Raw genomic sequence first — 24,496 nt, 5'->3', positions numbered from 1 at the left:
AGGCGAGAGACTGATTAACTGCTGCTGCCCCTCGTAGCCTCGAGGATCCTTCCGGCATCCTGGGCTGGCGGAAGTCCGAACACCCTCGAATAATCCCGGCTGAATTGCGTGGCGCTTTCATAGCCCACTTCGAACGCCGCCGCCATGACACTTTTGGCGTTGGCTACCATCAGTGTTCTGGCGTGCAGCAGGCGTACCCGCTTCTGGTACTGCAGAGGGCTCAGGTTGGTCACGGCCTTGAAGTGGCGATGAAACGCCGAGACGCTCATCGACGCGCGTTCCGCTAGACGCTCCACGCCTAACGGCTCAGCGAAGTCGCGGCGGATCCACTGGATCGACATGTTGACTCTGGCCATCGCAGTATCCGGCGCGGCGATCTCGCGGAGCATCCAGCCATGAGGCCCTTGAAGTACCCGGAAGATGATCTCCCGTTCGTAAACCGGTGCCAGCGCGGCGATGGCATTCGGATCGCCCATCAGTCGCAGCATTCGCACCCATGCATCCATCAGTTCGGTGGTCACTGGCGCCACTGAGAACCCGGGCTTGTTCTCGAGGCGGCTGGCAGGTTTGGGCAAGTCGGCGAACAGTGTGGATAACACCGCAGGATCCAGCGTCAGGCTCACCGCCAGGTAGGGCTCTCCGGACCTGGCGGGGTGTACCGAGCCCACGGCAGGCAGGTCGATGGACATGACGAAGTAGGTCGCCGGGTCGTATTCGAGTGTGCTGTCTCCGACGGTCATGTGCTTGCTGCCTTGCAGGATCACGTTGATCATCGGGTCGTAGACCGCTGCCAGCATATGCTCGGGGATTTTGCCTTGAACCATGGCCACACGAGGTATGCCTGTTTCGGTACGGCGATTTTCAGCCCTGGCCGCGAGCAGCCGGAGTTCATTGAGTTGATTGTCCATGCCCCGCATGCTGAGGGCTGGGCATGGCGCCGCGCAAGCGAGAAGCAGAAACAGGCAGGTTTCGAGCAGTAACGGGTACGCTCCCGGTGATGGCGCTGGGTACTGTGGAGACACATTCAAACCGCAGAGGAACATCACATGGGCGTCATCGTAATCACTGGCGGCAGCCGTGGCATCGGCGCAAGTGCAGCCGAACACGTGGCTCGACGCGGGATGGGGGTCATCCTTACCTACAACGCCAACCCGGAGGCCGCCGCAACGGTGGTCGAGCGTATCGCGCAGGCCGGTGGCAAGGCAGTTGCGCTCAGGCTGGATGTCGCTGACGTCGGCAGCTTCGAGGCGTTTCGAGCGTCGGTGCGCTCCGTCCTGCAAGACGTCTGGGGCGTGGCAACACTGAGCGGTCTGGTCAACAACGCAGGTTACGGGCTTTTCAATCCGTTGGAGACGGTCAGCGAAGCGCAGTTCGATGGCCTGCTCAACGTGCATCTCAAAGGCCCTTTTTTCCTCACCCAGACATTGCTGCCGCTGATGGCGGAAAACGCCAGCATCGTCAATCTGACCAGTGCCACCACTCGCGTCGCCACTGCGGGGGTCGCTCCCTATGCGGCGTTCAAGGGCGGGCTTGAAGTCTTGACCCGCTATATGGCGGCCGAGTTTGCCGGTCGACGCATCCGGGCCAACGCTGTGTCGCCCGGCGCCATTCGTACCGAACTGGGCGGTGGGCTTAATGATGAGTTCGAGGCGATGCTGGCGGCGCAGACGGCCCTGGGCCGGGTTGGCGAGCCGCAGGATGTGGCACGCGTCATCGCCATGCTGCTGTCCGAAGAGGGCGGCTGGATCAATGCGCAGACTATCGAAGTCGCAGGCGGCTACAACATCTGAGGGCCACCCCATGCTCGATCATAGCGTTCTACGCGCGACAACCGTTCTGTACGCCGATGGCTGCAGCCCCGACTTCGTCTCCAAAAAAAGGCAGCACGTCCAATGAGCACACTTCTGATTTATGGCGCTACGGGCTACACCGGGCGTATGGCCGCAGAACGGGCCAGGGCGCTCGGCCTGAATGTAGAAATCGCCGGACGCAATCAGCAGCGCCTCGCCTCCCTCGCTGCGCAGCTGGACGTGAAATACCGGATTTTCGAGGCTGACCAGGCTGAGGGTTTTTTATCCGGCATCTCGGTGTTGCTCAATTTTGCAGGGCCCTTTGTGCAGACCGCCGAGCCGTTGATGCGCGCCTGTATCAAGGCCGGTGTCGACTACCTCGACATCACTGCCGAGATTAATGTCTACCGGCTGGCCGAAGGGCTGGGCGCTGAAGCGGCGGCAAATCAGGTCATGCTGTTGCCGGGTGTCGGTTGGGATGTTGTGCCTACCGATTCGCTGGCCGTGCAGGTTGCCGGGCGCGTGCAGGGGCCAACGGCGCTGAACATAGCGCTGCAGGTGCCAGGGTCGATGTCCCGCGGGTCTGCCATGAGTGTCAGCGAAATCATCGGTGCAGGCGTGCTCGCCAGAATCGATGGCGAACTTGTTGCAACGCCGGATGCCGAACCGCGTCATTTTGATTTTGGTCAGGGCCCGGTCCTTTGCGTACCGTTGTCATTCGGAGACCTGGTCACCGCCTGGCATTCGACCGGCATCCCCAACATTGCAATGTTTGTGCATATCGCCGGGGATGCGTTCCCGCAGGGCGATCTGTCACAACTCCCTGATGGCCCGACGCCCGAGCAAAGGGAGGCTCATCGGGCGCGCGCAGTGGTTGAGGTGACCGATGCGACGGGCGCCATCGCACGTTCCATCATTGAGACTGTTAACGGCTATACCTATACGCCGCTGGCGGCCGTGGAGGCTGCGCGTCGCGTGCTCGATGGCGAACGGCAGCCGGGTTTTGTCACACCGGCCAAGGTCTTCGGTGGCGGGTTCGCCGAGAGCATTGCCGGTACGCTCGTGACTGACATGTAACAACAGGGACGACGGCTCACGATACGGCCGTCAATTCATCCGCGGGCGTCCTGAATCTTGCAGCGTCCCGCGCCGGCGGCAGGCCGAACAGCCGCGCGTACTCCCGGTTGAATTGCGAAGCGCTTTCGTACCCTACGGTATAAGCGATGGAGGTCGCGTCCAGCGTGTCGAAGAGCAGCAACCAGCGCGCCTTCAGCAGGCGCAGGCGCTTCTGATATTGAATCGGGCTCATCGCCGTGACGGATTTGAAGTGCCTGTAAAAGGCAGCAACACTCATGTCGGCCATCTGCGCGAGCGGTTCGACGCGAAAGGGCTCGGTGTAGTGCTCACGAATCCACTGGGTGACGCGGCGGATCTGAGTCAGCCGGCCATCCGGGCGTGCAACGTCACGAAGAATGCCGCCCAGTGGTCCCTGCAAGACCCGGAACAGAATTTCCCGTTCGATCATGGGTGCGAGGACTGCGACATCGTGCGGGCGGTCCATGAGTCGCAGCATGCGCAACCACGCATCGATCATTTCATCTGGCGCGATGATGCCCTCGAAGCAGGCGTTCTGGGGCGCTTCAGGTGCTTTGCCTTCGGCCATCAGCAGCGTGGCGATTACCTCCGGATCAAGAGTCAGGCTCACCGCAAGATAAGGTTTGTCCGGCGTGTCGACGTGAATCTGTCCCGTCGCAGGCACATCGACAGGCACCAGAAAGTAGTGCCCCGTCGTGTACCTGGACACATCCTCGCCGATCGACAGGGTCTTGGTGCCTTGAAGCACCAAGTGCAGCATCGGCTGATAGACCTGATCTGCACAGGCCTCGGCCCGGACCATGGACACGCGAGGCAAGCCGGTTTCAGTCCACTTGTCCTGTGCGCGCATCACGATGCAGCGCAGTTCCGCAATGATTTCTCCATGCAGGTCACCGTGGGCCATATCTCTAGGCATGGCAAGCGGCTTGAGAGGAACAGGCAAGGATCTGCGACTAACCGGCAAACGTCATCCCCCTCGATAGCCGAATACTGATGACACGCGGCTCGTTGTCTGGCGGTCATTCATGATCCGACTGCAACGAGGCCTCATACCACACCACTTCAAGAAGGCCGGTTTATGAAACTCGAAGGAAAGATAGCGGTTGTCACCGGGGCGTCCAAAGGCATAGGTGCCGGGATTGCCAAAGCATTGGGCGCAGAGGGCGCAACGGTCATCGTCAATTACGCCACCGGCAAGGCGGATGCGGACGCCGTCGTGGCCTGGATCGCAGAGCACGGCGGCTCTGCGTTTGCGGTACAGGCAGACATGAGCCAGTCAGCAGACGTGATACGCCTGTTCGAAACGGTCGGCACGATGTACGGCGCTCTGGACATTCTGGTCAAAAATGCGGGTGTCGCTGTGTTCCAGATGATCGACGACCTGACTGAAGAGGCCTTCCACACGCAATTCAACCTGAACGTGCTGGGCTACCTGCTTGCAGTGCGCGAGGCCGTCAAATTGCTGGGGCCGACCGGCAGTATCATCAATATCAGCTCGATTCTCAGCACTGACCCTTACCTGGCGTCGAGCGTGTACGCGGCTACCAATGGCGCGGTCGATACCCTGACCTTCGCGCTGGCCAGAGAGCTGGGCGCGCGGGGCATCAGGGTCAACTCGATCCTGCCAGGGCACACCAGCACCCCGGCCACCCATGGTCATTTTGCCGGTGAGTTAGGTGAGAAGATTCTGGCTGGAACTCCCCTGGGCCGTTTCGGAGAGCCCGAAGATATCGCCCCCTTGGCTGTGTTTCTGGCGTCGCAGGACTCGCACTGGATCACCGGCGAATCCATCCGCGCTTCGGGCGGGGTCAGGGGCGTCGGTTACTGACTGGACCGGTTGAGGCAATGATGCGTAGGGGCCGGAGAGGGCGCGCCGGAAACGTCCCATGCCAACCCGACCCACGCCATTCACTCCGGCAAGCGAAACTGCTTGCGCAAGCTCTTATCGAACGCCCCGGCAGGCGCGAAGCGCCGTAGCAGGCTGATTTGTCGGGCGGTCTTGCCAGCGGTGTATCGATGCCGGGGACGAACATCGCTCGCCGCTTTCAGCACCACCGCTGCGACAACCTCGGGCAGGTCGGCTGTCGGCATGACATCGGCGAGCAATGCACGGACACCGGCTCGCGCCTGATCGTACGCCTGCAACTGCGAGTCCGGCTCGATGCCATTTTGATCGAAGACGGTGCGTACGTAGGCCGGCTCAATGACCGAGACCCGGACATTGAAGGCACGAATTTCATGATCGAGCGATTCCGAATAGCCTTCCAGAGCATGTTTGACCGCCGAATAATGAGCCGAGTAGGGCGCCGGTATCAGTCCCAAAACCGAGCCGATATTGATAATGCGCCCCTGACCTCGTTGGCGCATTGATGGCAGTACTGCGTTGGTCATGCGCATGACGCCAAACAGATTGACGTCGAACAGTGCCTGTACTTGCGGGATCGAGAATTCCTCGGCACCGCCCAGCATGCCGATGCCGGCATTGTTGACCAGCAGGTCGATACGCCCGGTTTGCGCGAGGACGGTGGCAACGAGCGCGCGGACAGAATCGTCATCCGTGACATCGCAGGTCAGCATGGAGACCTGTGCCTCACTGTCACCGGCTTTGCGGCTGGTGCCAAACACGGTGTACCCCGAGCGCGCCAAGGCCTCGGCGGTGGCGCGACCGATGCCCGATGATGCACCCGTGACGATGGCGGTTCTTTCGGAAGAGGTGTTCATTTGATACTCCAATGCTCGACAGGTGCGGGCCTGAAGGGTGGTTGAGCGAGGCGTCGAATAGGTGCTTATTTGATCTTCACAACGACCTTGCCTTTGGCGCGGCCCCGACCCAGGTATTCAAGCCCTTCGCGGGCCTGTTCAAACGCAAAGACGCTGTCAATCACCGGTTTTATCTGGCCACTTTCGAGCAACCTGGCAATGTCGCCAAGTTGAGCGCCATCCGCGCGGACAAACAGAAACGAGTACGACACACTTTTCTTTCTGGCCAGGCGCGTGATCCTGCGGCTCATCAACCCGAATACGAGGGCGAAGAAGGCATTCATCCGCCGAGCCTTGGCGAATGCCGTATCCAGCGGGCCGACCAGGGATACGATCCTGCCGCCGGGCTTGAGGATGCCGACAGCTCTTTCAAGGTCGTCTCCCCGGGTGGTGCCAAGCACCAGGTCAACGTCGTGTAGCACCTGTTCGAATGCCTGCTCTTTGTAATTCACCACTTCATCTGCGCCCAGGCTACGAACCAGCGCCATATTTCCTGTGCTGGTGGTCGTGGCCACTGTGGCGCCCAGGTGTTTGGCCAGCTGGATGGCGAAGGTGCCGATACCTCCAGCCCCGGCCGGTATGAACACCTTCTGGCCGGCTTGAAGAGGGGCGCGATCTTTGAATGCCTGCCACGACGTAAGCCCGACCATCGGGATGGAGGCTGCCTGAACAAAGTCCAGGTTGGCGGGCTTCAATGCGGCAGCGTGTTCCGGTACGGCGGCGAACTCGGCGATGGCGCCCCCACCCAGTTCGAACAGGCTCGCGAATACCGCGTCGCCTGCCTTGAATCGAGTGACTGCGCTGCCCACTTGAATGACCACGCCCGCCAGATCGCTGCCCATGGTGGCCGGTAGTTGCAACTTCACCACCGACTTGAAGACACCCGTAGTGATGATGTTGTCGATCGGGTTCAACCCGGCCGCGTGAACTTCCACCAACAGTTCGTCAGGTTTGATGGCGGGTATGGGTACGTGGGTAATCGCAATCTCAGGCGACTTGCCGTAATTCTCAAATGTCAGTGCTTTCATGACGCTCTGATTCCAGTGTCGTCGAACAAGGATGTGCATCTGCCGCGGCTTGATCCGCTTCAGGCTTGCGGGCGATAGCGCTCGGCCGCCTGAGCCTGTCGAATGTCCGACATCAGCCCTAGTCGCGCCTCATCCAGCGAGTCCCAACGCCCCGCCACATGCAGCGGTGGAATGGTCACCTGTTCGCGGCGGTCGAAACCCACCAGTGCTGCATCAACCAGCTCTTCGACGTCCATCACCTCTGCAATAGTGTTCAGATCGATCCCCGCACGCTCCCAGATTTCGGTGCGCGTGGCTGCCGGAAGCACCGCCTGGACGTATACGCCCTTGGGCGCCAATTCCACGTTCATTCCTTGGGAAAGGAACAGTACGTAGGCCTTGGTCGCACCGTAGACCGACATGCTGAACTCTGGCGCAAAACCCACCACCGATCCGAGGTTGACGATCGAGCCCGAGCCGGACTGCGCGAAACGCGGGGCCACGGCGGCCGCAAGGCGTGTCAGGGCGACGATATTGAGTGCGACAAGCTTGTCGATGGACTCGGCGCTCTGTTGAACGAACCCTCCGGATTGGGCAATGCCCGCGTTGTTGATCAGCACACCGATGCTGGCGTCCTCACGCAGACGGGTTTCCAGAGCTGTGAGATCGGCAGATTGAGTCAAATCCGCCTGGATGACTTCAACGGCAACGCCGTTTTCTTCACGAAGGCGTGTTGACAGGGCATCAAGACGTGCCTTGTCACGAGCGACCATCACGAGATTGTGACCGCGACGGGCAAAGCGTTCGGCATATACCGCGCCGATGCCGCTGGAAGCACCGGTAATGAGAACAGTGGATGGCGTTGTCATGGAGGAGGTACTCGTAATGTGCGTTGAGGAAGTCGCACTTATGATTACGATCCAAATCTAAAATGTCAACGTATTGATGTTGATCGACATCAAAAATGCTCGATGCCGATCTTGCTCGGTTTTCGGAAGGGGACGTGGGGAACATCGTCGCAAGACGTGCGGGCAAATGGCATGCACACCGTCGAAACCGCTTCTGTGCAAGCGCAGTCACGACGGAGTTTGTTTATCAATCGGGTGGCCGCAGTGCGCCTGTTTTCAGCCTGACGGCATAAGCACGGCGCATGTCATCAATTGCAGTACCGACTCGGCAGAGGGAATAGGGGGGGTATTCGTCTTTCTGTCGATGGTCAGGGAAGCGTAGCCGTGCGCGGTGCTCCAGGCGAGGAAGGTGCGCTGTTCAAGCAGTTCCGGCTCGGGCTCGCTACCGTATTTCGCTATCCAGGCATTGCGTATCGACTGGCGGAGCACTTGCAGCGCACGCTCACCCGATTTTAGAAGCCTGGGCAACGTGCGGTTTACACCCGCGCCAAACATCAATCGGAAGTGCTCCGGGTAACTTTTGGCGAAACTTACATAACCAATACCGCAGCCCAGGAGGGTGTCGTCAAGTTCCTGTTGGACGGCAATGATGACGTCGGCCATGCGCTCATATCCATCGGCCACCACCTCTGCCAGCAGATTTTCCAGAGAGCCGAAATGGTGGGCGGGGGCGGCATGAGAGACATTCGCCCGTCTGGCGCACTCGCGCAATGACATGCCGCGGACTCCCGCTTCCCCCACGATATCCCAGGCGGCCTGACGCAGGACGGCGGGCAGATTGCCGTGGTGGTAGGTCCGTGGGGCGTCTGAAGTCGACATGTAAGGCTCCCTATCATGAAACAAAAGTTATATTCCCATCGGTTCAGCCTATCTTGTCAGTGACAAGATAGGCTGTTCTAATGGCGCCAGATCATCTGACGGGCGTGGGGAATACCGATGAGCGACATCATCAACAGGCTTCGACTATTGACGCTGCGCGGCACGTTCACGCTGACCAGCCGTATTCTACCGGGCATCACTGGAAGATATCTCGCTCGACGTTTTGTGACTCCGCAGGCGTCCGGACGTGCCAAGGCTGCTGAAATTCTGAGTACAGCGACGGATGTGCAAACCGGTAGCCTTGAGCTGGACGGCATCAGAATTGCCACCTATGTCTGGGGCGATCCCTCCAGCCAGCCGTATGTGTTGCTGGCCCACGGCTGGTCAAGTTACGCGATGCGGTTTATCGGATGGGTGCCGTTACTGCGCTCCATGGGCTACGCCGTGGTGGGGTTCGATCAGCCCGCGCATGGGTTGAGCGCGGGCAGCATCAGTCATATGACCCAGTTCGTGGCTGTGCAGCAGCACGTGGGGCGCCATTTCGGAAAGCCTTCGGCGGTGATAGCGCATTCACTCGGCGCTTCATCGATTGTTTTCGCTCAGGAACAGTCGTGGCGCCCTGATCGTTTTATCCTGATTGCGCCGTTCCTGGCACCTACGGACAGCGTCCTTCAACTGTTCGATTCAGTCGGTGTTGCCCACACAGTATTCAAACCTTTCGAGGGCGTCCTGCATTCGCTGACCGGTCGCCGCTTCGCAGACTACGACGCCAGTTCGCGACTGCCGCTGCTTGATCGTCCCGCCTTGGTCATTCATGACCGCCGTGATCGTGAAACACCGTGGGAAAAGGGCGCTCGTTTTGCAGAGCTATGGCCGGGAGCGCGTCTGTTTACCACTGAAGGGCTTGGCCACAATAGGCTGATTGATCACCCTTCGGTGATTACGGAAGCGATGAAATTTCTGACACCGGATCATCGTTAACGGCATCCGCAACGGATGGCCTTTCCAACGCTTCCACTCTAAAGCGTCTACATGCAGCTTCATGAAATCCGTATGTGCCAGCTGGATCTGGCTCGTTTAATTGCAAGATGAATAACGGAAGCCAGATGCGTTTCCGCTCATCACGAGCTGAGCTTCTTTTAAAAGTCCTGACTTAGCCGGACAGGCGGGTCAGTGTCTTCAGAAGTGGGAGGCCGCTATGGGTTTTAATAATTTTTCCGATGAATTGGCGGTGCTTGAAATTGTCCGCAGCTCGAATTTCGTCCGCCCTGGAAAGTTGACGTCTGGTCAAATTTATCTCGCGCTGATACGTCTTCAATCAGACGTTCCGGCGGCCGGGGATTTTATGGCCATGATTGATGAGCTGGTCAAAGAGGGTCTGCTGGTTTCCGCCGCTGTGCTGGAGCACGACATCTCGTTTCCCTATGTCCAGCACATTGTTCTTGGTGTTACCGAAACAGGTGCGGCCGTACTGGAAGATCGGAGTTTTCAGGCTGACCTTTTTTACATGTGTTCGACGGTGCCGTTCCAGCTACAGCGTCAGGAAAGAACCGACAGTCGCAACCGTCAGTCCTGGACTGACGAACCTCACTTGCCCTGCAGCTTATGCCGCGCATAGAGCACTGCCGTTCCGCCCGAGGCCGGACGGGCCTGTAGCTCGAACGTTTGTGGATAGCCTTTGATCAAATCGCTCAGTTTCTTGTAGCCATGGGTACGAGGATCGAACTCAGGCCGCAGTTTGGTGATGTTCGTGCCAATGGCGCCCAAGGGTGCCCAGCCGTCTTCATCAGCAATATCGTCCATTATCTTTGCAATGAAGCCCACAGGGGCTTTGGGTTTCTTGCTCGGCTCGGTTGCCACTGATTTGACGTTGCTCGGTGTTGCAGCTGCATCCGGCGTAGAGTCTCCGGTGGCCGGTGTGGTGATCTCTTCACGAAGCAATTCGATGTAGATGAACTTGTCGCAGGCCGCGACGAAGGGTTTGGGTGTCTTTTCTTCGCCAAAGCCATAAACGGTCAGACCTTCCTCACGCAAGCGCGAGGCCAGGCGTGTGAAGTCACTGTCGCTGGACACCAGGCAGAACCCGTCGAAACGACGCGTGTAGAGCAAGTCCATAGCGTCGATTATCAATGAGCTGTCAGTGGCATTCTTGCCTTTGGTGTAGGCGAACTGCTGGATGGGCTGGATGGAGTAGTCGAGCAGAACTTTCTTCCAGCCGCCGAGTTGCGGGCCGGTCCAGTCACCATAGATGCGTTTGACGCTGGCCACTCCATATTTGGCGATCTCTTCGAAAAGGCCTTCTACGATCGCTGCTGGCGCATTGTCGGCATCGATCAGCACCGCCAGGTGCTTTTGAGAACTGTTGGGGTTTTGGACGGCCATGGATCACCCTCATAGGAAAGCCTAACCATACCGGCAAAACGAGAGATTGGCGCTATTCACCGATATTTATGCAACGCAGCGTTTTTCATCAGGTTTTGATAACGTCACGAAAACAAAAATGAAGTGCATGGAACGCATTCAGCGCGCGTTTCAATGTATACCTCTCTTCGACGTCTCGCATTTACTGCGGCCTGCGGGTACATCGGCAAGAGTGGTTTTCAATTGGCGTGAATCAAGCGAGGTTTCAAGTGATCGCCAGGCGTAAATTCAGCGACGCAATGCAAGGGAAAAACCTTCGCTTTCTGAAAGAGGAACAGCCTGAGTCCACACGGCAAACGTGTGCCGGTTTTCTTCTGCTGGAGCATTTTTCGTTACCTGCTTTCACCCAGGTGCTGGACGCCATTGTCACGGCCAATCTGCTGCGACGAGATCTGTTTTCGACCATCACGCTGGGTCTTGGCGAAGGCGAGGTGGTCAGCGATCTTGGGCTGGTGATTCGCCCGGACGAGCTGTTTGGGCGTGACAGCCTTGCAGGACTGGACCTGTTGGTCATCTGCGGAGGCTATCGCACCGAGTTGAAGGCAAGCGATAACCTGATCCGCTTATTGCGCGAAGCTGCTGCTCAGGGTGTAGCCCTGGCAGGATTATGGAATGGTGCCTGGTTCCTGGGGCGGGCCGGCGTGCTGGATGGCTACCGATGCGCGATTCACCCAGAGCATCGACCCGCTCTTGCGGAAATTGCCAGCGTGGGCCAGGTCACCAGTGAAGCGCATGTCGCAGACCGGGACCGACTGACCGCATCAAGTCCGACAGGCGCTTATCATATGGCGTTGGAGTGGATCAAAGGTCTGCATGGCAAGGCGCTGGTAGAAGGTATCGAAGACATCCTGTCATTCGAAGAGTCCAGATACCGGCGTATCAAAACCTCGCCGTTACTGTCCGTGAGCGCTCCTTTGCGCGAAGTGATTGGACTCATGGAGTCCAATCTGGAGGAGCCTCTGGAAATGGAAGAACTGGCCGTTTATGGAGGGCGTTCGCGACGTCAGCTCGAGCGATTGTTCAAAGAGCAATTAGGCACTACACCACAGCGCTATTATCTGGAACTTCGCATCACCGAAGCTCGGCGGTTGCTACAGCACACCGAGTTGTCTCAAACCGAAGTGCTGGTGGCGTGCGGCTTTGTATCGCCGAGCCATTTCAGCAAGTGTTACAGCTCCTACTTCGGCTATCGCCCCTCTGCAGAGAAAAGGCGTGTCAAATAAGCAAGTGAGCGAGCAGCACAATGGTGTCGATCATCACGTGTTGTGGCATGAACGTGCTTACTCACTACTTGCCTGTTGTTCCGACGCTTCGTGCTCTGCATACCACTGTGCATAAGGCGTGTTTTTCACCTTGCGCCGATTGAGATCCTCAGCGCCATCGGTCCACCAGACTTCACCGCGCTCGCCCAGTGCAACTTTGGCCTTGTCGACACTGGCACGAGCCACCTTCAGGGCTGCGGGGTCTTCGGATGCCTTGGCGGCTTTGACTGCACGACGCGCAGCCATCAGCTCATCCACCAGATGCTGGCGGACGTCGTCGCTCAAAAAGGGATTGGAGCATCGCCAGAGTTGCCCCTTGACCACAAAATACCGACCATCTGGCGTGGTCGGATTCACCCTACGAATATCCGCGGGCGACCGCGTCAGCGCCGATCAGGCCTGTCACCCGTCCGGCCAGTGCGTCCAGCCCGAACGGCTTAGTCAGCACTTGCGTGCAAGGTCGCAGGTGGCAATCGTCCAGCACCGACGTCTTGGCGTAACCGGTGATGAACAGGGTCGGCAGGCCTGGTCGACAGTCACCGGCCGCATCGGCCATTTCCCGGCCATTCATGCCGCCTGGCAAACCTATGTCACTGATCAGCAGGTCGATGCGTGTGTCCGACTGCAGGATCTGCAAGCCTGATTGTGCGTCTGCCGCTTCCAGGCAGTTGTAGCCCAGACCGCTGATGACTTCGGCGACGAGCATTCTCACCGAGGGTTCGTCGTCCACGATCAGAACGGTTTCGCCGGTGTGATGCGGCGGTTCTTCGATGACTTCCGGCTCGACGGGGCGGGGAGCGTTTTCAGCGGTGTGGCGGGGCAGGTGCATGACCACGCTGGTGCCCTGGCCTTCGATCGACTCGACGCGAATCTGCCCCCCGGACTGGCGCACAAAGCCATACACCATCGACAGCCCGAGACCGGTGCCGGCACCTATGGCCTTGGTGGTGAAGAACGGTTCAAAGGCTTTGGCGGCGATGTCCGGGCTCATGCCGATGCCCGTGTCGGTCACGCGGATGCTCAGGTGCTCGCCGGCGGGAATACCGTGGTCCGGGTCGGTGCACTCTTCAAGGGACGCATTGGCGGTCTCGATGATAATGCGTCCGCCGTTGGGCATCGCGTCACGGGCGTTCAGGCACAGGTTCAGCAGCGAGCTTTCAAGCTGGGCATGATCGATCAGCGCGGGCCACAGGTCATTCTGCGCAACGACCTTTATGTCTATCTCCGGGCCGACGGTACGAGCGATCAGCTCTTCCATGTCATGAATCAAGCCGTTGACGTCGGTGACTCTCGGCGACAGTGTCTGGCGTCGAGAGAACGCCAGCAGGCGGTGAGTCAGCGACGCCGCGCGGCGTACCGCGCCCTGGGCGACCGACACGTAACGGTCGACGTCACCAACGCGGCCCTGGGCCAAGCGTTTGGTGATCAGTTCCAGGCTGCCGGAAATGCCAGCCAGCAAATTATTGAAGTCATGGGCAATGCCCCCCGTCAGTTGCCCGACGGCATCCATCTTCTGCGAGTGGCGCAGGGCATCTTCAATTTGCTCGCGTTCGAAAACCGCCTGTTCGATGCGCTGTTCAAGTGTCTGGTTGAGCTCTCTGACCGCCTCTTCGGCTTTTTTTCTGGCGGTGACATCGATGGATGAGCCGATCAGACCGATCACCTCGCCGTTTTCATCGAGCAGGGGCGCTTTGGTCGAGAGCCATATCGCTGCAGAGCCATCAGCCAGATTGACCTGTTCTTCGATCTGTTCGCTGACATTGTTCTGCATGATCCGGCGGTCGGTTTCCATGAGGATCCGCGCCTGTTGCTGGTCATCCAGGAAATCGAGGTCCGTCTTGCCAATGAAAAACTCGGGCGGTTTGCCGATCAGGTCAGCGGTGCCACGATTGGCAACGAGCATGCGGCCCTCAAGATCCTTGGCGTAGACCACGCCGGGAACGGCAGCGGTGAATATTCTCAACAACTCGTTGAGCCGGTCGCGCTCTTCTTCGGCAGTACGACGGCTGTCTATATCGAGCAATACACCCGGACTGCGGACAGGTTTACCGCGACTGTCGCGCTCGATTTTTCCGCTGGCTTCGATCCAGCGATAAATGCCGTCTTCATGCAGAACCCGGTATTCGCATCGATAGGTTTCGCTGCTCTGCAGCGCCTCCTCGATCGACTTGTCGACTCTGGCCGAATCGTCAGGATGAATGGAGGCAATCACCAGTTCCAGTGGCAAACCTTTGGCGCACAGCTTCGGGCACAAGCCGAAGGTCCGGGCAAAACGCTCATCGCCGGTCAGTTGATCGGCAATGATGTCCCACACCCAAGTGCCGACAACTGCCCCAGAATCGAGGGTGAGTTGCAGCCGCTCGGCCGCGTCCTGCGCCGAGGATAGGGGGGGCTGGGGGGCGAATGGCCTGCCGCCATAAACATCATTGCTCATCACTATCGACCCACTTGAACGCCTGGTTCATAAAGACTCAGTCATAGGGCAGCGCAGCGGCCTGAAAGTTGTACAAAATTTATTCTATTTTGTGCCTGATGCCTGACAAAGCGATCAGTGACACTCGATCATTTCATGATTCAGGTAGGGGTGATATTAAAATAATATCATTTGAGGCGCGCGCAAGCTTCAGCGGAGCAGGCAGGGCAACGCTTCCAGGTCATGCCGGGGCTGGCGAATCACCTGAAAGCGCTGGTTTCATTCAAGTACTTAGCGTCTTGCCAACACCTCAATGCTGTCCGACAGGCGCAGGCAGGTTGGCAGCCTGTACCGGTGACCAGCGAGTCAGCGCATAAAACACTGCGCCGCCCAAGATGCAGCCGGTAAACCAGGCGAAGTTGGCAATCGGCTTGAACCACTCGACAAAGGTGAAGCACAGACCGACCAGTGCGGTGAGCAGCAATGCCTTGACCGCGATCCAGTTCACGCCGTTGGTGTACCAGTAGCGCCCGCTCGGCGTGTCATTGAACAGGGCGTCGACATCGATCTGCTGCTTCTTGATCAGGTAGTAATCCACCAGCAGGATGCCGAACAGCGGGCCGATGCAGGCCGCCAGCACGTCCAGGGTGTAGTGAATCACTTCCGGGTTGTTGAACAGGTTCCAGGGTGTGATGAAGATCGACGCCACCGCAGCGATCATGCCGCCTGCACGCCAGCTGATGCGGCTGGGCGCCACGTTGGCGAAGTCGAAGGCGGGGGAAACGAAGTTGGCGACGATGTTGATGCCGACCGTCGCGGTCACAAAAGTAAAGGCACCGAGCAGCACGGCCGTGATGTTGTCGATGCGCGCGACGGTCGCGATCGGGTCGTGAATCATCTCACCGAAAATCGGCAACGTGCCTGAAACAATCACCACCGTTACCAGTGAGAACGCCAGAAAATTCACCGGCAAACCCCAGAAATTGCCGCGGCGCACGTCGGCCATGCTGCGGCAATAGCGGCTGAAATCACCGAAGTTTAGCGTCGGCCCGGAGAAATACGAGACTACCAGAGCAATGGCCATGACCACCTGGCCGAACGCCGCCCAGCCGGACAACTCCTTTTCAGCCAGGGTAAAACTGATGTTGTCCCAGCCCGCGCGCCAGACAATCCAGCCTGCCAGCGCGAACATCACCGCGTACACGGCCGGGCCGGCCCAGTCGATGAAGCGCCTTATCGATTCCATACCTGTCCAGAACACCGCGGCTTGCACCACCCACAACGCGAGAAAGCCGAACCAGCCGAGCCAGGACAGACCGAGAAACGTCACGCTTTGATACGCGGCCAGTTCCGGGAAGAAACGCAGCACCACGATCACCAGTGCGCTGGACGCCAGGTAAGTTTGAATGCCGTACCACGCCACGGCGATGAGCCCGCGAATGATGGCGGGAATGTTGGCTCCGAAGACGCCGAAGGCCAGGCGGCAGATGACCGGGTAGGGCACGGCTGCTTGCTGACTGGGTTTGGCGACCAGATTGGCGATCACCTGAATGATGCAGATCCCCACCAGCAGCGCGATCAGCACCTGCCAACTGGCCAGTCCCAAGGCGAACAGACTGGCAGCGAAAACGTAGCCGCCAACGCTGTGCACGTCGCTCATCCAGAACGCCAGAATGTTGTACCAGGTCCACTTCTGCGGCACCGGCCCCAGATCGTGGTTGTGCAGGCGCGGGCTGTACCCGGCCGGGTGTTGATCTGTCATTGCCTGACTCCCTCGGTGTGTCGTGACGGGATCGGAGTACGATCGATGATTTTTTTGTATACGATCGTGTACGCAAAACATGTGCCATACGATTTCTCGTTGGTAGGGAATGGCTGAGAGTCTTGTTTTAGGGCGTTTCTACTCAGGCGGGCGGGTAAATCAGGAAAGTCCGAGCAGGTGCTTGAAGTGCACGTAAACAGGGCGCTTTTGCTCATTTACGGTGCGATTAATTCGTTTTCAGTTGAGTGGCTATCTGGCCTGTTCATCAAATTGCGCTACTCATCATGTTCCGCATCAGGCACTATTCTTGTATACGATCTGTAATGCCAATGTGATGTGAAGCCATGATCCGACCTGACAGTGCCCCGTTGTTTCTCACGCCTTCTACCGATGAAAAGGGCCGTGATGAACAGATTTACCAGCATGTCCTGGAAGCCATCGTCGAACACCGGCTCGCTCCGGGAACGCGCCTGCCCGAGGACGCCCTGGCCGACGTATTCGAGATCAGCCGCACCGGTATTCGCAAGGTCTTGCAGCGTCTGGCGCTGGAGCGACTGGTTACCCTACGGCCCAAGCGCGGCGCAGAGGTTGCGCAACCTTCGGCTCAGGAAGCACAGGATGTATTGGGTGCCAGGCAACTGATCGAGCCCGCACTGATGGCCGATATCGCCACGCGAGTCGGCGGCCAGCGTCTGGAAGCACTGCGCGCGCTTTGTGATCAGGAGCATGATGCGCAACACGCCGGGCGCCACAGCGAAGCGATTCAACTGTCGGCGCGCTTTCATGTGCAGTTGAGCGCGCTGGCGGGCAATCAGGTGTTGACCGAACAAGTCGCGCAGCTCACCACACGGTCCTCATTGATTGTAGCGGTGTACGGCTCGCGACGCAGTGTCGGCTGTGATTGTGGCCAGCATGTCGACTTGCTGGCCTTGCTCGAAAGCGGGCAGGGCGAACAGGCGCGCGATTGGATGGCCGAGCATCTGCGCCGCATCCGTGCCAGCCTGAATGTAGATGCGCCGCTCAGCGAGACAGTGGATTTTCATAGCATTTTCAAACGGCGCTGAAGGAGTCCCGGTGCGTATTCAAGTAATCAACCCCAATACCAGCGAAGCCATGACCCACAAGATAGGCCTGGCCGCGCAAGCCGTGGCGCGCCCCGGCACGCAGATCATCGCCTGCAGTCCGGCGGATGGCCCGGTGTCCATCGAAGGCCATTTCGATGAGGCGATAGCGACGCTGGGCATGCTGGAAGAAGTGCGCAAGGGACGCGAGCAACAGGTCGACGCGCACATCATTGCCTGTTTCGGCGACCCTGGCCTGCTGGCGGCACGCGAGTACGCCAGCGCCCCGGTGATCGGCATCGCCGAAGCGGCCTTTCATATGGCCAGCCTGATTTCTACCCGTTTTGCCGTGGTCACCACGCTGACCCGCACGCGGATCATTGCCGAGCATCTGTTGCAGCGTTATGGCTTCAGTGAGTTGTGCACATCGGTGCGCTGTATCAATCTGCCAGTGCTGGCGCTGGAGGAAAGCGGGCCGGAGCTCATCGAATGCATGGCCGAACAGGCCCGGCGCGTCCGTGACGAAGAAGGGGCGGGAGCCATTGTGTTGGGTTGCGGCGGCATGGCGGATCTGGGCAGGCAGTTGAGCGAAGCGATCGGCCTGCCGGTCATCGACGGCGTGGCAGCGGCGGTGAAACTGGCCGAATCACTGGTGGATCTGGGCCTGACCACCAGCAAACACGGCGACCTGGCCGACCCGATCGGCAAACCGTTCAAAGGCCGGTTCGCCTACCTGAGCCGGTGATGGCGTTTGCCCGCAGGGCGCAGGAGCGAACGTGTTCGCGAAGGGGGCGGCATGAAGGATGAACATATATCGTCTGCAATACCGTTCGCGAACAAGTTCGCTCCTACGGCCTACGGCCAGAGTCAAAAGCGAACGTGCGCATAACGAGGAGCGCTCTGCATGGTAGTGACATTTCCAAGCTTCTGCCCGCAGGGCGTAGGAGCGAACGTGTTCGCGAAAGGGGCGGCATGAACGATGAACATACATCGTCTGCAATGTTCTCAGGCCTCTGCCCGCAGGGCGTAGGAGCGAACTTGTTCGCGAAGGGGGCAGTGTGAACGATGAACATACATCGTCTGCAATACCGTTCCCGAACACGTTCGCTCCTGCGGCCTTAGGCCAGAATCAAAGACGAACCCGTACCTTACATAGCCGGCACGCCACCCCCGACCAAGGCTTCGGTCGTGTCGTCCGGCACCACAATCGTGTTGTTGCCGGGTGTGAGTATGACCTTGCGGCAATCCTCTTCCTTTTTGTCGAACAGCTTGTAGCCCTTCGCCGCATCTTCCAGTGACATCCGGTGCGTGATGATGGCTTCGGGTTCCAGGCGGCCGGCCTCGATATGCTCCAGCAATTCAGGCATGAAGCGATGCACGTGGGTCTGGCCCATTTTGAAGGTCAGGCCCTTGTCGAACGCATCGCCGAACATGAAGCCGTGGATGAACCCGGCATAAACCCCTGGCACACTGACCACGCCGCCACGGCGTACCGCCGCGATGCACTGACGCAACGCCTTGCCGCTGCTGCCTTCCAGTTTCAGCGTGGCCAAGATGGTTTCAGTGGTGCTGCCCTTGGCCTCGAAACCCACCGCGTCCACTACCCCATCCACACCGCGCATGCCGGCGGTCTGGCGAATGATCGTGTCGGCCGGATCATCGTCGTCATCAAAATTGATCGGGATAACGCCGTAGGTTTTCTGCGCATAGGCCAGACGATAAGGATGGTGATCGACCATGAAGATCTTTTCGGCACCGAGCATTTTTGCGCACGCTGCGCTCATCAGGCCGACCGGGCCAGCGCCGTAAATGGCAACCGTCGAGCCCTGGCCAATCCCTGCGTTGAGTACAGCCTGCCAGGCGGTGGGAAGAATATCGGAGAGGAACAGAACCTTCTCGTCAGCCAGCGTGCTTGGCACCTTGAACGGGCCGACGTTGGCCTTGGGCACTCGCACATATTCAGCCTGGCCGCCCGGGACGCCGCCATACAGGTGGCTGAAGCCGAACAGCGCCGCTCCTGGTGGAATCGACTTTTTGTTGATAATCGCGCCACGCCCGGTGTTGGTGGTTTCGCAGGCCGCGAACTGGTCGAGGTTGCAGAAAAAGCAGCTGCCGCAGGCGATGACAAACGGGATCACCACGCGATCGCCTTTGGCCACAGCCGTGACGGCCGAGCCGGTTTCTTCCACGACGCCCATGAACTCGTGACCGAAAATGTCGCCGTGTTCAACCGTAGGGATTTTGCCGCGATACAAGTGCAGGTCGGAACCGCAGATAGCGGTCGCCGTGACGCGCAGAATGATGTCATCCGCTTGCTCGATCACAGGGTCCGGCACTGTATCGACCTTCACACTGTTCGCGCCGTGGTAAGTCAAAGCTCTCATGGTTAATCCTCAGTGGTAGCAGAAAATTCCGATCCGTTACTGAAGATGAACCATGAGGTTTTTGTTGGTTCAGCGCGATTGCTTGACGTGGGGACTAACGGTAGGTCAGTTGCGGAATGCTGTCATATCCTGCAACAGCATGCCCATCAGGCGATTGGCGCCGACACTCAGTTGACGGCCCAATCGGCTGATGAGGTGAGTCTGCGGGCTGCTGAACACCTCATGCTGCAAGGGCAGGGCACGCAATCTTCCGGCCTTTATTTCTTCCTCCACGACAAAGGTCGGCAGCAGCGTGACGCCACCCTGCATGGCGAAATGCTTGAGCATCGCGAAGGTGCTGCAGGTCAGCGTCGGCTGCACGGTGATGCCCAACTGATGCTCGGCTTGCAGCAGAATCTGGCGGATACCGTAAGACACGGCAGGCAGGGCTACACGGTAGTCTTCAAGTGCCCGCAGCTGTATCGGGCCAGGTTCTTCGGCCAGCGGATGATCTGGCGCAGTGATCACACAGACCGGTTGACGCTGATGCGCATGCGAGCGGATTTTCGGGTCGGCAGCCGGGTTGAAGACCAGACCGATGTGCGCTTCATCCTCGACCACCTGGCGAATCACTTCGTTGCTGCCACAGACGTTCACGATCAGTTCGATCCTGGGGTACAGCTCGGAAAACCGGGCCAGCGGCTGCGCGAGACTTTCCAGAAAACCCTCCCCGGAGACCAGTGTCACCGAGCCGCTGTGCAAGCCTTTCAAGGCCTGAATCGAATCCAGCAAAACCTCCTGCTGCGTCAATCGCTGGCGGTAGTAGGCCAGCACCTTGTCGCCCGCCTCGGTCGGTTTGACGCCGCGTCGATGACGCTCCAGCAGGGGAGAGCCCAGCTCCTGTTCCAGTTGTGCGATCTGGCGGCTCACCGCCGAAGGCGCAACGTTGAGGAAGTCGGCGGCAGCCCGGACGCTGCCCAATCGTACGGCTTCGAAAAAATACAGGATGCGTCGATCTTGAACGAGGCTCATGGGCTTCCAGTGTTGCGCTAAAGGCAACATAAATTCGATTTTTTGATTATTGCTGAGAGGGGAGAGCGCTGTCCATACTCGAATCATCAGCGCATTGCAGGCCGAAAGGGCTCGCAGCGTCATCCTCTAATTCGTACAAAATCTTTGATCGGGATGCAGACATGACTTTGAAAACAGGTGTGATCGGATTGGGCAACATGGGCGGCGGCATGGCTGCCACGCTGGCGGGCAAGGGCTTTGATGTCAGCGGCTTCGACCTGTCGCAGGCCGCGCTGGCCCAGGCCGAAAGCAAGGGCGTCAAGCCGGTTGCCGACCGTACGCAACTGATTCAAAGCGTGGACATTCTGATCCTCTCGCTGCCCAAGGCCGAGCACGTGGAATCGGTGTGCCTCGGCGCGGGTGGCATCAACGAGGTGGGGCGCAAGGGCCTTATCGTTGTCGATACCACAACGTCGACGCCGGAAATGAGCCGCAAGGTCGCCGCCGAACTGGCGAAAAACGGCATCGCATTCATCGACGCGCCGGTGTCTGGCGGCCCGAAAGGCGCTGCCACCGGCACCATGTCGATGGTGATCGGTGCCGAGGACGCAGACCTGGCGCGCGCCATGCCGGTCCTGGAAGGCATGAGCGGCACACGCGTGCACGTCGGGCAATGTGGCGCAGGCAACGTCGCCAAGATCGCCAACAACATGCTCGCCGCCTGTCACCTGATCAGCACTGCCGAAGCCGTGGCGATGGCCGCGCGCGCAGGGGTCGATCCGGAAAAACTTCTGCAGGGCCTGAATGCCGGTTCCGGGCGCAGCGGTGCCACGCAAGTCATGTTCCCGACCTGGGTACTCAACAAGGCGTATGACTCCGGTTTCACCATGGGCCTGATGCGCAAGGACGTCGGCCTGGCCAGCGATCTGGCGGACAGCCTGGACATGGACCTGCCGCTGTCGCGCGTCGTCGCCCAGTTGTGGCAGGCCAGCAGTGAAACCCTGGCGGACAACGAAGACTTCTGCGCCATCGTGCAACGCACCGATGGCAAACTTTACGGTCATGGAGAATAAGCGATGAGCACTGCAAAAATCCTCGAACTGATGCGTCCTTACTGGGGCGATCGCAGTGTCATCGCCAGCTACGTCGGCGGCCAGTTCATCGACGGTCACGGCGCGCCCGTCGAAGTGCGCAATGCCCATGACGACAGCCTGCTGCTGAGTTTTCCGGACGCCGACGAGTCGTTGGTCGAAGTGGCCGACAAGGCCGCCAGGGCTGCTCAACAACAATGGTGGGCACTGACCGCTCAGGCACGTGGCCGCGCCATGTATCAGGTGGGCAATCTGATTCGTGACGAGCTGGAAAACCTCGCGCAGATCGAATCCCTGACCGCCAACAAGCCGATCCGCGATGCCCGTGTCGAAGTGCTCAAAGTGGCCGAGATGTTCGAGTATTACGCCGGCTGGGCGGACAAGCTGCACGGCGAGATCATCCCGGTGCCGACCACGCACCTGAACTACGTGACCTACGAACCGCTGGGCACGGTGTTGCAGATCACGCCCTGGAATGCGCCGATCTTCACCTGTGGCTGGCAGATCGCCCCGGCGATTGCAGCGGGCAACGCGGTCATTCTCAAGCCGTCGGAACTGACCCCGCTCAGCTCGCTGATGGTCGGCGTGCTGATCGAGCGGGCCGGCGTGCCGAAAGGGCTGGTCAACGTGATTGCCGGTTTCGGTCATTCCATCGGCCAGGCGTTCATTGCCAAGGCTGACATTCGCAAGGTGGTGTTCGTCGGCTCACCCGCCACTGGCCGGCATATCGCCGTGGCGGCAGCGCAGCGTTGCATTCCTGCGGTGCTGGAACTGGGCGGCAAGTCGGCCAACATTGTGTTCGACGACGCCGATCTGGAAGTCGCCTTGCGCGGTGCCCAGGCTGCGATCTTTTCCGGAGCCGGGCAGAGCTGTGTTTCCGGTTCGCGCCTGCTGGTGCAGGAGTCGATCTTCGAGAAGTTCACCAATGCCCTGGCGGTGGCTGCGACGCAGTTCAAGGTCGGTGATCCGAGCGACCCTGAAACCCAGATCGGCCCGATCAACAACGCCAAGCAATACAACCACGTGAAAAACATGGTCGAGCAAGCGCTCAAAGACGGCGCGAAGCTGGTGGGCGAGCATGCTGATCCGATCCCGGAAAAGCCCGGTTACTACATCAACCCGACCGTTCTGGCAGGCTCAAACGAGCTCTATTGCGCGCAGGAAGAAATCTTCGGCCCGGTGGTGGTGGCGATTCCATTCAAGGACGAAGAGGATGCGATCCGCATCGCTAACGACAGCCGTTTCGGCCTGGCCGGTGGTGTCTGGACCCGCGATGTCGGCCGCGCTCACCGCGTAGCCAGACAAGTGCGGGCCGGGACCTTCTGGGTCAACGGTTACAAGACTATTCACGTCAGTTCGCCGTTCGGCGGCTATGGTGAGAGTGGTTATGGCCGGTCTTCCGGTCTGGATGCCCTGCGCGAGTACAGTGAAGTGAAAAGCGTCTGGGTCGAAACCGCCGCCAAGCCAGCCGCCAGCTTTGGCTACGGCGCGAGTCTGGAGTAAGCACATGTCCATTTCAAAAACGTTGATTGACGAAGCAACCGTGTGGCGCCGCACCCTCCACGCCGCGCCGGAGCTGGGCTTTCAGGAGCTGAAAACCTCCGACAAGGTGGCACAGCTGCTGAGCAGTTTCGGCATCGAGATTCACCGTGGTCTGGGCGGCACTGGCGTGGTCGGCACCCTGCGTAACGGCGACGGCCCGACCATCGGCCTGCGTGCCGACATGGATGCCTTGCCGATTCAGGAGCTGGGCGACAGCGTTCACAAGTCGACGCACAAGGGCTGCATGCACGCCTGCGGTCACGATGGCCATACCGCGATCCTGCTGGCCACCGCCAGGCATCTGGCCGAGACTCGGCGCTTTCGCGGCACGGTGCATTTCGTCTTCCAGCCTGCCGAGGAGAACCTCGGCGGCGCACGGCGAATGATCGAAGACGGGCTGTTCGAGCGCTTTCCGATGGAAGCCATCTACGGCTTGCACAACTGGCCGGGCGTGCCTGCGGGCAAGGTGGTGATCAATCCGGGGCCGATGATGGCGTCGCTCGACACCTTTGAAATCACCCTGACCGGCAAGGGCAGCCACGCGGCCATGCCGGACAAGGGCAACGATCCGATCGTGGCCGCGGCCGAACTGGTCCTGGGGCTGCAAACCATCGTCTCCCGGCGCCTGTCGCCACTCGATTCGGCGGTGGTCAGCATCACTCAGTTCAATGCCGGCGAGGCGATCAACGTGATCCCGGAAACCGCCACGCTGCGTGGCACCGTGCGTTGCCTGCAAACCCCTGTGCGGGAGAAGGTCCAGCGCCTGATCGGCGAGTTCGTCGAGCGTTTGCCGACGGCCTTCGGCGTGCGCGGCGAGCTGGTCTACAACGTCGGCTACCCGGTGACCGAAAACCACGTCGAAGCAGCAGCCACGATCCGTCGTGCAGCAGTCGCTGCAGTGGGCGAGGCCAACGTGCAGTGGGGCTGCAACCCGTCGATGGCCTCCGAAGACTTCGCCTTCATGCTGCATGCCTGTCCGGGTGCTTACATCTGGATGGGCGTCGACGGCGAGAAGCCGTCGGCGGCGTTGCACAACCCGTACTACGACTTCAACGACCAGGTCATCGAACCCGGCGTTGCGGTGTGGACCTCGCTGGTGGAGCAGTGTTTGCCGGTGGCTTGAATGGCTCGCGCGCTTACGCCAGCCTTTGATTCTGGCCGTAGGCCATAGAACTAACCGGTTCGCGAAAA

Annotated in this window: 23 protein-coding genes; 11 read left to right on the top strand and 12 right to left on the bottom strand. The window is 59.5% G+C overall.

Going from position 1 to position 24,496, the window contains the following annotated elements; all coding sequences use genetic code 11:
- Positions 1 to 14: 14 nt before the first annotated feature.
- Positions 15 to 908 (bottom strand): AraC family transcriptional regulator, encoded by an 894-nt coding sequence (locus JOE39_RS11520; RefSeq protein WP_057445936.1) that lies wholly within the window; start codon positions 906 to 908, stop codon positions 15 to 17.
- Between the two features lie 138 nt (positions 909 to 1,046).
- Here JOE39_RS11520 and JOE39_RS11515 point away from each other — a divergent pair, with 138 nt between their 5' ends.
- Entirely contained in the window at positions 1,047 to 1,790 is a 744-nt protein-coding gene (locus JOE39_RS11515; RefSeq protein ID WP_096135418.1) for an SDR family oxidoreductase, read from the top strand.
- Positions 1,791 to 1,892: 102 nt separating this feature from the next.
- A complete protein-coding gene (locus tag JOE39_RS11510) occupies positions 1,893 to 2,867 on the top strand; it encodes a saccharopine dehydrogenase NADP-binding domain-containing protein (protein ID WP_210077358.1) in 975 nt (324 codons plus the stop codon).
- Positions 2,868 to 2,883: 16 nt separating this feature from the next.
- Here the strand turns inward: JOE39_RS11510 and JOE39_RS11505 are convergent, their stop codons facing one another.
- On the bottom strand, positions 2,884 to 3,801 hold the full coding sequence (locus JOE39_RS11505; protein WP_245227480.1) for an AraC family transcriptional regulator: 918 nt from the start codon (positions 3,799 to 3,801) through the stop codon (positions 2,884 to 2,886).
- A gap of 162 nt (positions 3,802 to 3,963) precedes the next feature.
- Here JOE39_RS11505 and JOE39_RS11500 point away from each other — a divergent pair, with 162 nt between their 5' ends.
- Positions 3,964 to 4,713, top strand: coding sequence for an SDR family oxidoreductase (locus JOE39_RS11500; RefSeq protein WP_210077360.1), 750 nt, complete (start codon positions 3,964 to 3,966; stop codon positions 4,711 to 4,713).
- An 80-nt stretch (positions 4,714 to 4,793) separates the two neighbouring features.
- On the opposite strand, the gene JOE39_RS11495 is transcribed toward JOE39_RS11500, so the two are convergent.
- From JOE39_RS11495 to JOE39_RS11480, 4 genes are all read right to left on the bottom strand, one after another.
- Positions 4,794 to 5,606, bottom strand: a complete 813-nt coding sequence (locus JOE39_RS11495) for an oxidoreductase (RefSeq protein ID WP_024663535.1) — start codon at positions 5,604 to 5,606, stop codon at positions 4,794 to 4,796.
- Between the two features lie 65 nt (positions 5,607 to 5,671).
- Complete coding sequence (locus tag JOE39_RS11490; protein WP_198705969.1) at positions 5,672 to 6,673, bottom strand: NADP-dependent oxidoreductase; 1,002 nt, start codon at positions 6,671 to 6,673, stop codon at positions 5,672 to 5,674.
- 59 nt (positions 6,674 to 6,732) lie between these two features.
- Entirely contained in the window at positions 6,733 to 7,521 is a 789-nt protein-coding gene (locus JOE39_RS11485) for an SDR family oxidoreductase (RefSeq protein WP_210077361.1), read from the bottom strand.
- A gap of 255 nt (positions 7,522 to 7,776) precedes the next feature.
- Entirely contained in the window at positions 7,777 to 8,379 is a 603-nt protein-coding gene (locus JOE39_RS11480; protein WP_003314761.1) for a WHG domain-containing protein, read from the bottom strand.
- Between the two features lie 117 nt (positions 8,380 to 8,496).
- On the opposite strand from JOE39_RS11480, the gene JOE39_RS11475 reads away from it, so the two are divergent.
- Complete coding sequence (locus JOE39_RS11475; RefSeq protein ID WP_003424864.1) at positions 8,497 to 9,360, top strand: alpha/beta fold hydrolase; 864 nt, start codon at positions 8,497 to 8,499, stop codon at positions 9,358 to 9,360.
- 217 nt (positions 9,361 to 9,577) lie between these two features.
- The gene (locus JOE39_RS11470; protein WP_003424873.1) at positions 9,578 to 9,997 is read left to right on the top strand and encodes a hypothetical protein; all 420 of its coding nucleotides are present in this window, start codon (positions 9,578 to 9,580) and stop codon (positions 9,995 to 9,997) included.
- Here the strand turns inward: JOE39_RS11470 and JOE39_RS11465 are convergent.
- Positions 9,967 to 10,761, bottom strand: a complete 795-nt coding sequence (locus JOE39_RS11465; RefSeq protein ID WP_003314764.1) for an NYN domain-containing protein — start codon at positions 10,759 to 10,761, stop codon at positions 9,967 to 9,969. The two genes, JOE39_RS11470 and JOE39_RS11465, sit on opposite strands and share 31 nt — an antisense overlap.
- A 278-nt stretch (positions 10,762 to 11,039) precedes the next feature.
- On the opposite strand from JOE39_RS11465, the gene JOE39_RS11460 reads away from it, so the two are divergent.
- The gene (locus JOE39_RS11460; protein ID WP_057445938.1) at positions 11,040 to 12,023 is read left to right on the top strand and encodes a GlxA family transcriptional regulator; all 984 of its coding nucleotides are present in this window, start codon (positions 11,040 to 11,042) and stop codon (positions 12,021 to 12,023) included.
- 57 nt (positions 12,024 to 12,080) lie between these two features.
- Here the strand turns inward: JOE39_RS11460 and JOE39_RS11455 are convergent, their stop codons facing one another.
- The 3 genes from JOE39_RS11455 to JOE39_RS11445 form a co-directional block, all read right to left on the bottom strand.
- Entirely contained in the window at positions 12,081 to 12,419 is a 339-nt protein-coding gene (locus tag JOE39_RS11455; protein ID WP_057445939.1) for a hypothetical protein, read from the bottom strand.
- Position 12,420: 1 nt separating this feature from the next.
- Complete coding sequence (locus JOE39_RS11450; protein WP_029572136.1) at positions 12,421 to 14,496, bottom strand: PAS domain-containing sensor histidine kinase; 2,076 nt, start codon at positions 14,494 to 14,496, stop codon at positions 12,421 to 12,423.
- 289 nt (positions 14,497 to 14,785) lie between these two features.
- Positions 14,786 to 16,237: an NCS1 family nucleobase:cation symporter-1 gene (locus JOE39_RS11445; RefSeq protein ID WP_003396189.1), complete on the bottom strand. Its 1,452-nt coding sequence runs from the start codon at positions 16,235 to 16,237 to the stop codon at positions 14,786 to 14,788.
- Between the two features lie 344 nt (positions 16,238 to 16,581).
- On the opposite strand from JOE39_RS11445, the gene JOE39_RS11440 reads away from it, so the two are divergent.
- Positions 16,582 to 17,301 carry a GntR family transcriptional regulator gene (locus JOE39_RS11440; protein WP_003396187.1) on the top strand — a complete coding sequence of 240 codons (720 nt, stop codon included), beginning with the start codon at positions 16,582 to 16,584 and terminating at the stop codon, positions 17,299 to 17,301.
- 10 nt (positions 17,302 to 17,311) lie between these two features.
- A complete protein-coding gene (locus tag JOE39_RS11435; protein WP_032661260.1) occupies positions 17,312 to 18,043 on the top strand; it encodes an aspartate/glutamate racemase family protein in 732 nt (243 codons plus the stop codon).
- Positions 18,044 to 18,446: 403 nt separating this feature from the next.
- Here the strand turns inward: JOE39_RS11435 and JOE39_RS11430 are convergent, their stop codons facing one another.
- Both JOE39_RS11430 and JOE39_RS11425 read right to left on the bottom strand, forming a co-directional pair.
- Positions 18,447 to 19,682 carry a zinc-dependent alcohol dehydrogenase gene (locus tag JOE39_RS11430; protein ID WP_003396183.1) on the bottom strand — a complete coding sequence of 412 codons (1,236 nt, stop codon included), beginning with the start codon at positions 19,680 to 19,682 and terminating at the stop codon, positions 18,447 to 18,449.
- 105 nt (positions 19,683 to 19,787) lie between these two features.
- Complete coding sequence (locus JOE39_RS11425) at positions 19,788 to 20,693, bottom strand: LysR family transcriptional regulator (RefSeq protein WP_003314770.1); 906 nt, start codon at positions 20,691 to 20,693, stop codon at positions 19,788 to 19,790.
- A gap of 161 nt (positions 20,694 to 20,854) precedes the next feature.
- Here JOE39_RS11425 and JOE39_RS11420 point away from each other — a divergent pair, with 161 nt between their 5' ends.
- Genes JOE39_RS11420 through JOE39_RS11410 form a run of 3 tightly spaced genes read left to right on the top strand, consistent with a single transcriptional unit; the run spans position 20,855 to position 24,428 of the window.
- Positions 20,855 to 21,745, top strand: a complete 891-nt coding sequence (locus tag JOE39_RS11420) for an NAD(P)-dependent oxidoreductase (protein WP_057445941.1) — start codon at positions 20,855 to 20,857, stop codon at positions 21,743 to 21,745.
- A 3-nt stretch (positions 21,746 to 21,748) separates the two neighbouring features.
- Complete coding sequence (locus JOE39_RS11415; protein ID WP_032661280.1) at positions 21,749 to 23,266, top strand: aldehyde dehydrogenase family protein; 1,518 nt, start codon at positions 21,749 to 21,751, stop codon at positions 23,264 to 23,266.
- A gap of 4 nt (positions 23,267 to 23,270) precedes the next feature.
- Positions 23,271 to 24,428, top strand: coding sequence for a M20 aminoacylase family protein (locus tag JOE39_RS11410; protein ID WP_003396173.1), 1,158 nt, complete (start codon positions 23,271 to 23,273; stop codon positions 24,426 to 24,428).
- Positions 24,429 to 24,496 lie beyond the last annotated feature (68 nt).

The sequence above is a fragment of the Pseudomonas sp. PvP100 genome (genome assembly GCF_017833055.1).
Classification (GTDB): Bacteria; Pseudomonadota; Gammaproteobacteria; order Pseudomonadales; family Pseudomonadaceae; genus Aquipseudomonas; species Aquipseudomonas syringae.
This window is presented reverse-complemented; position numbering and strand designations above follow the sequence as displayed.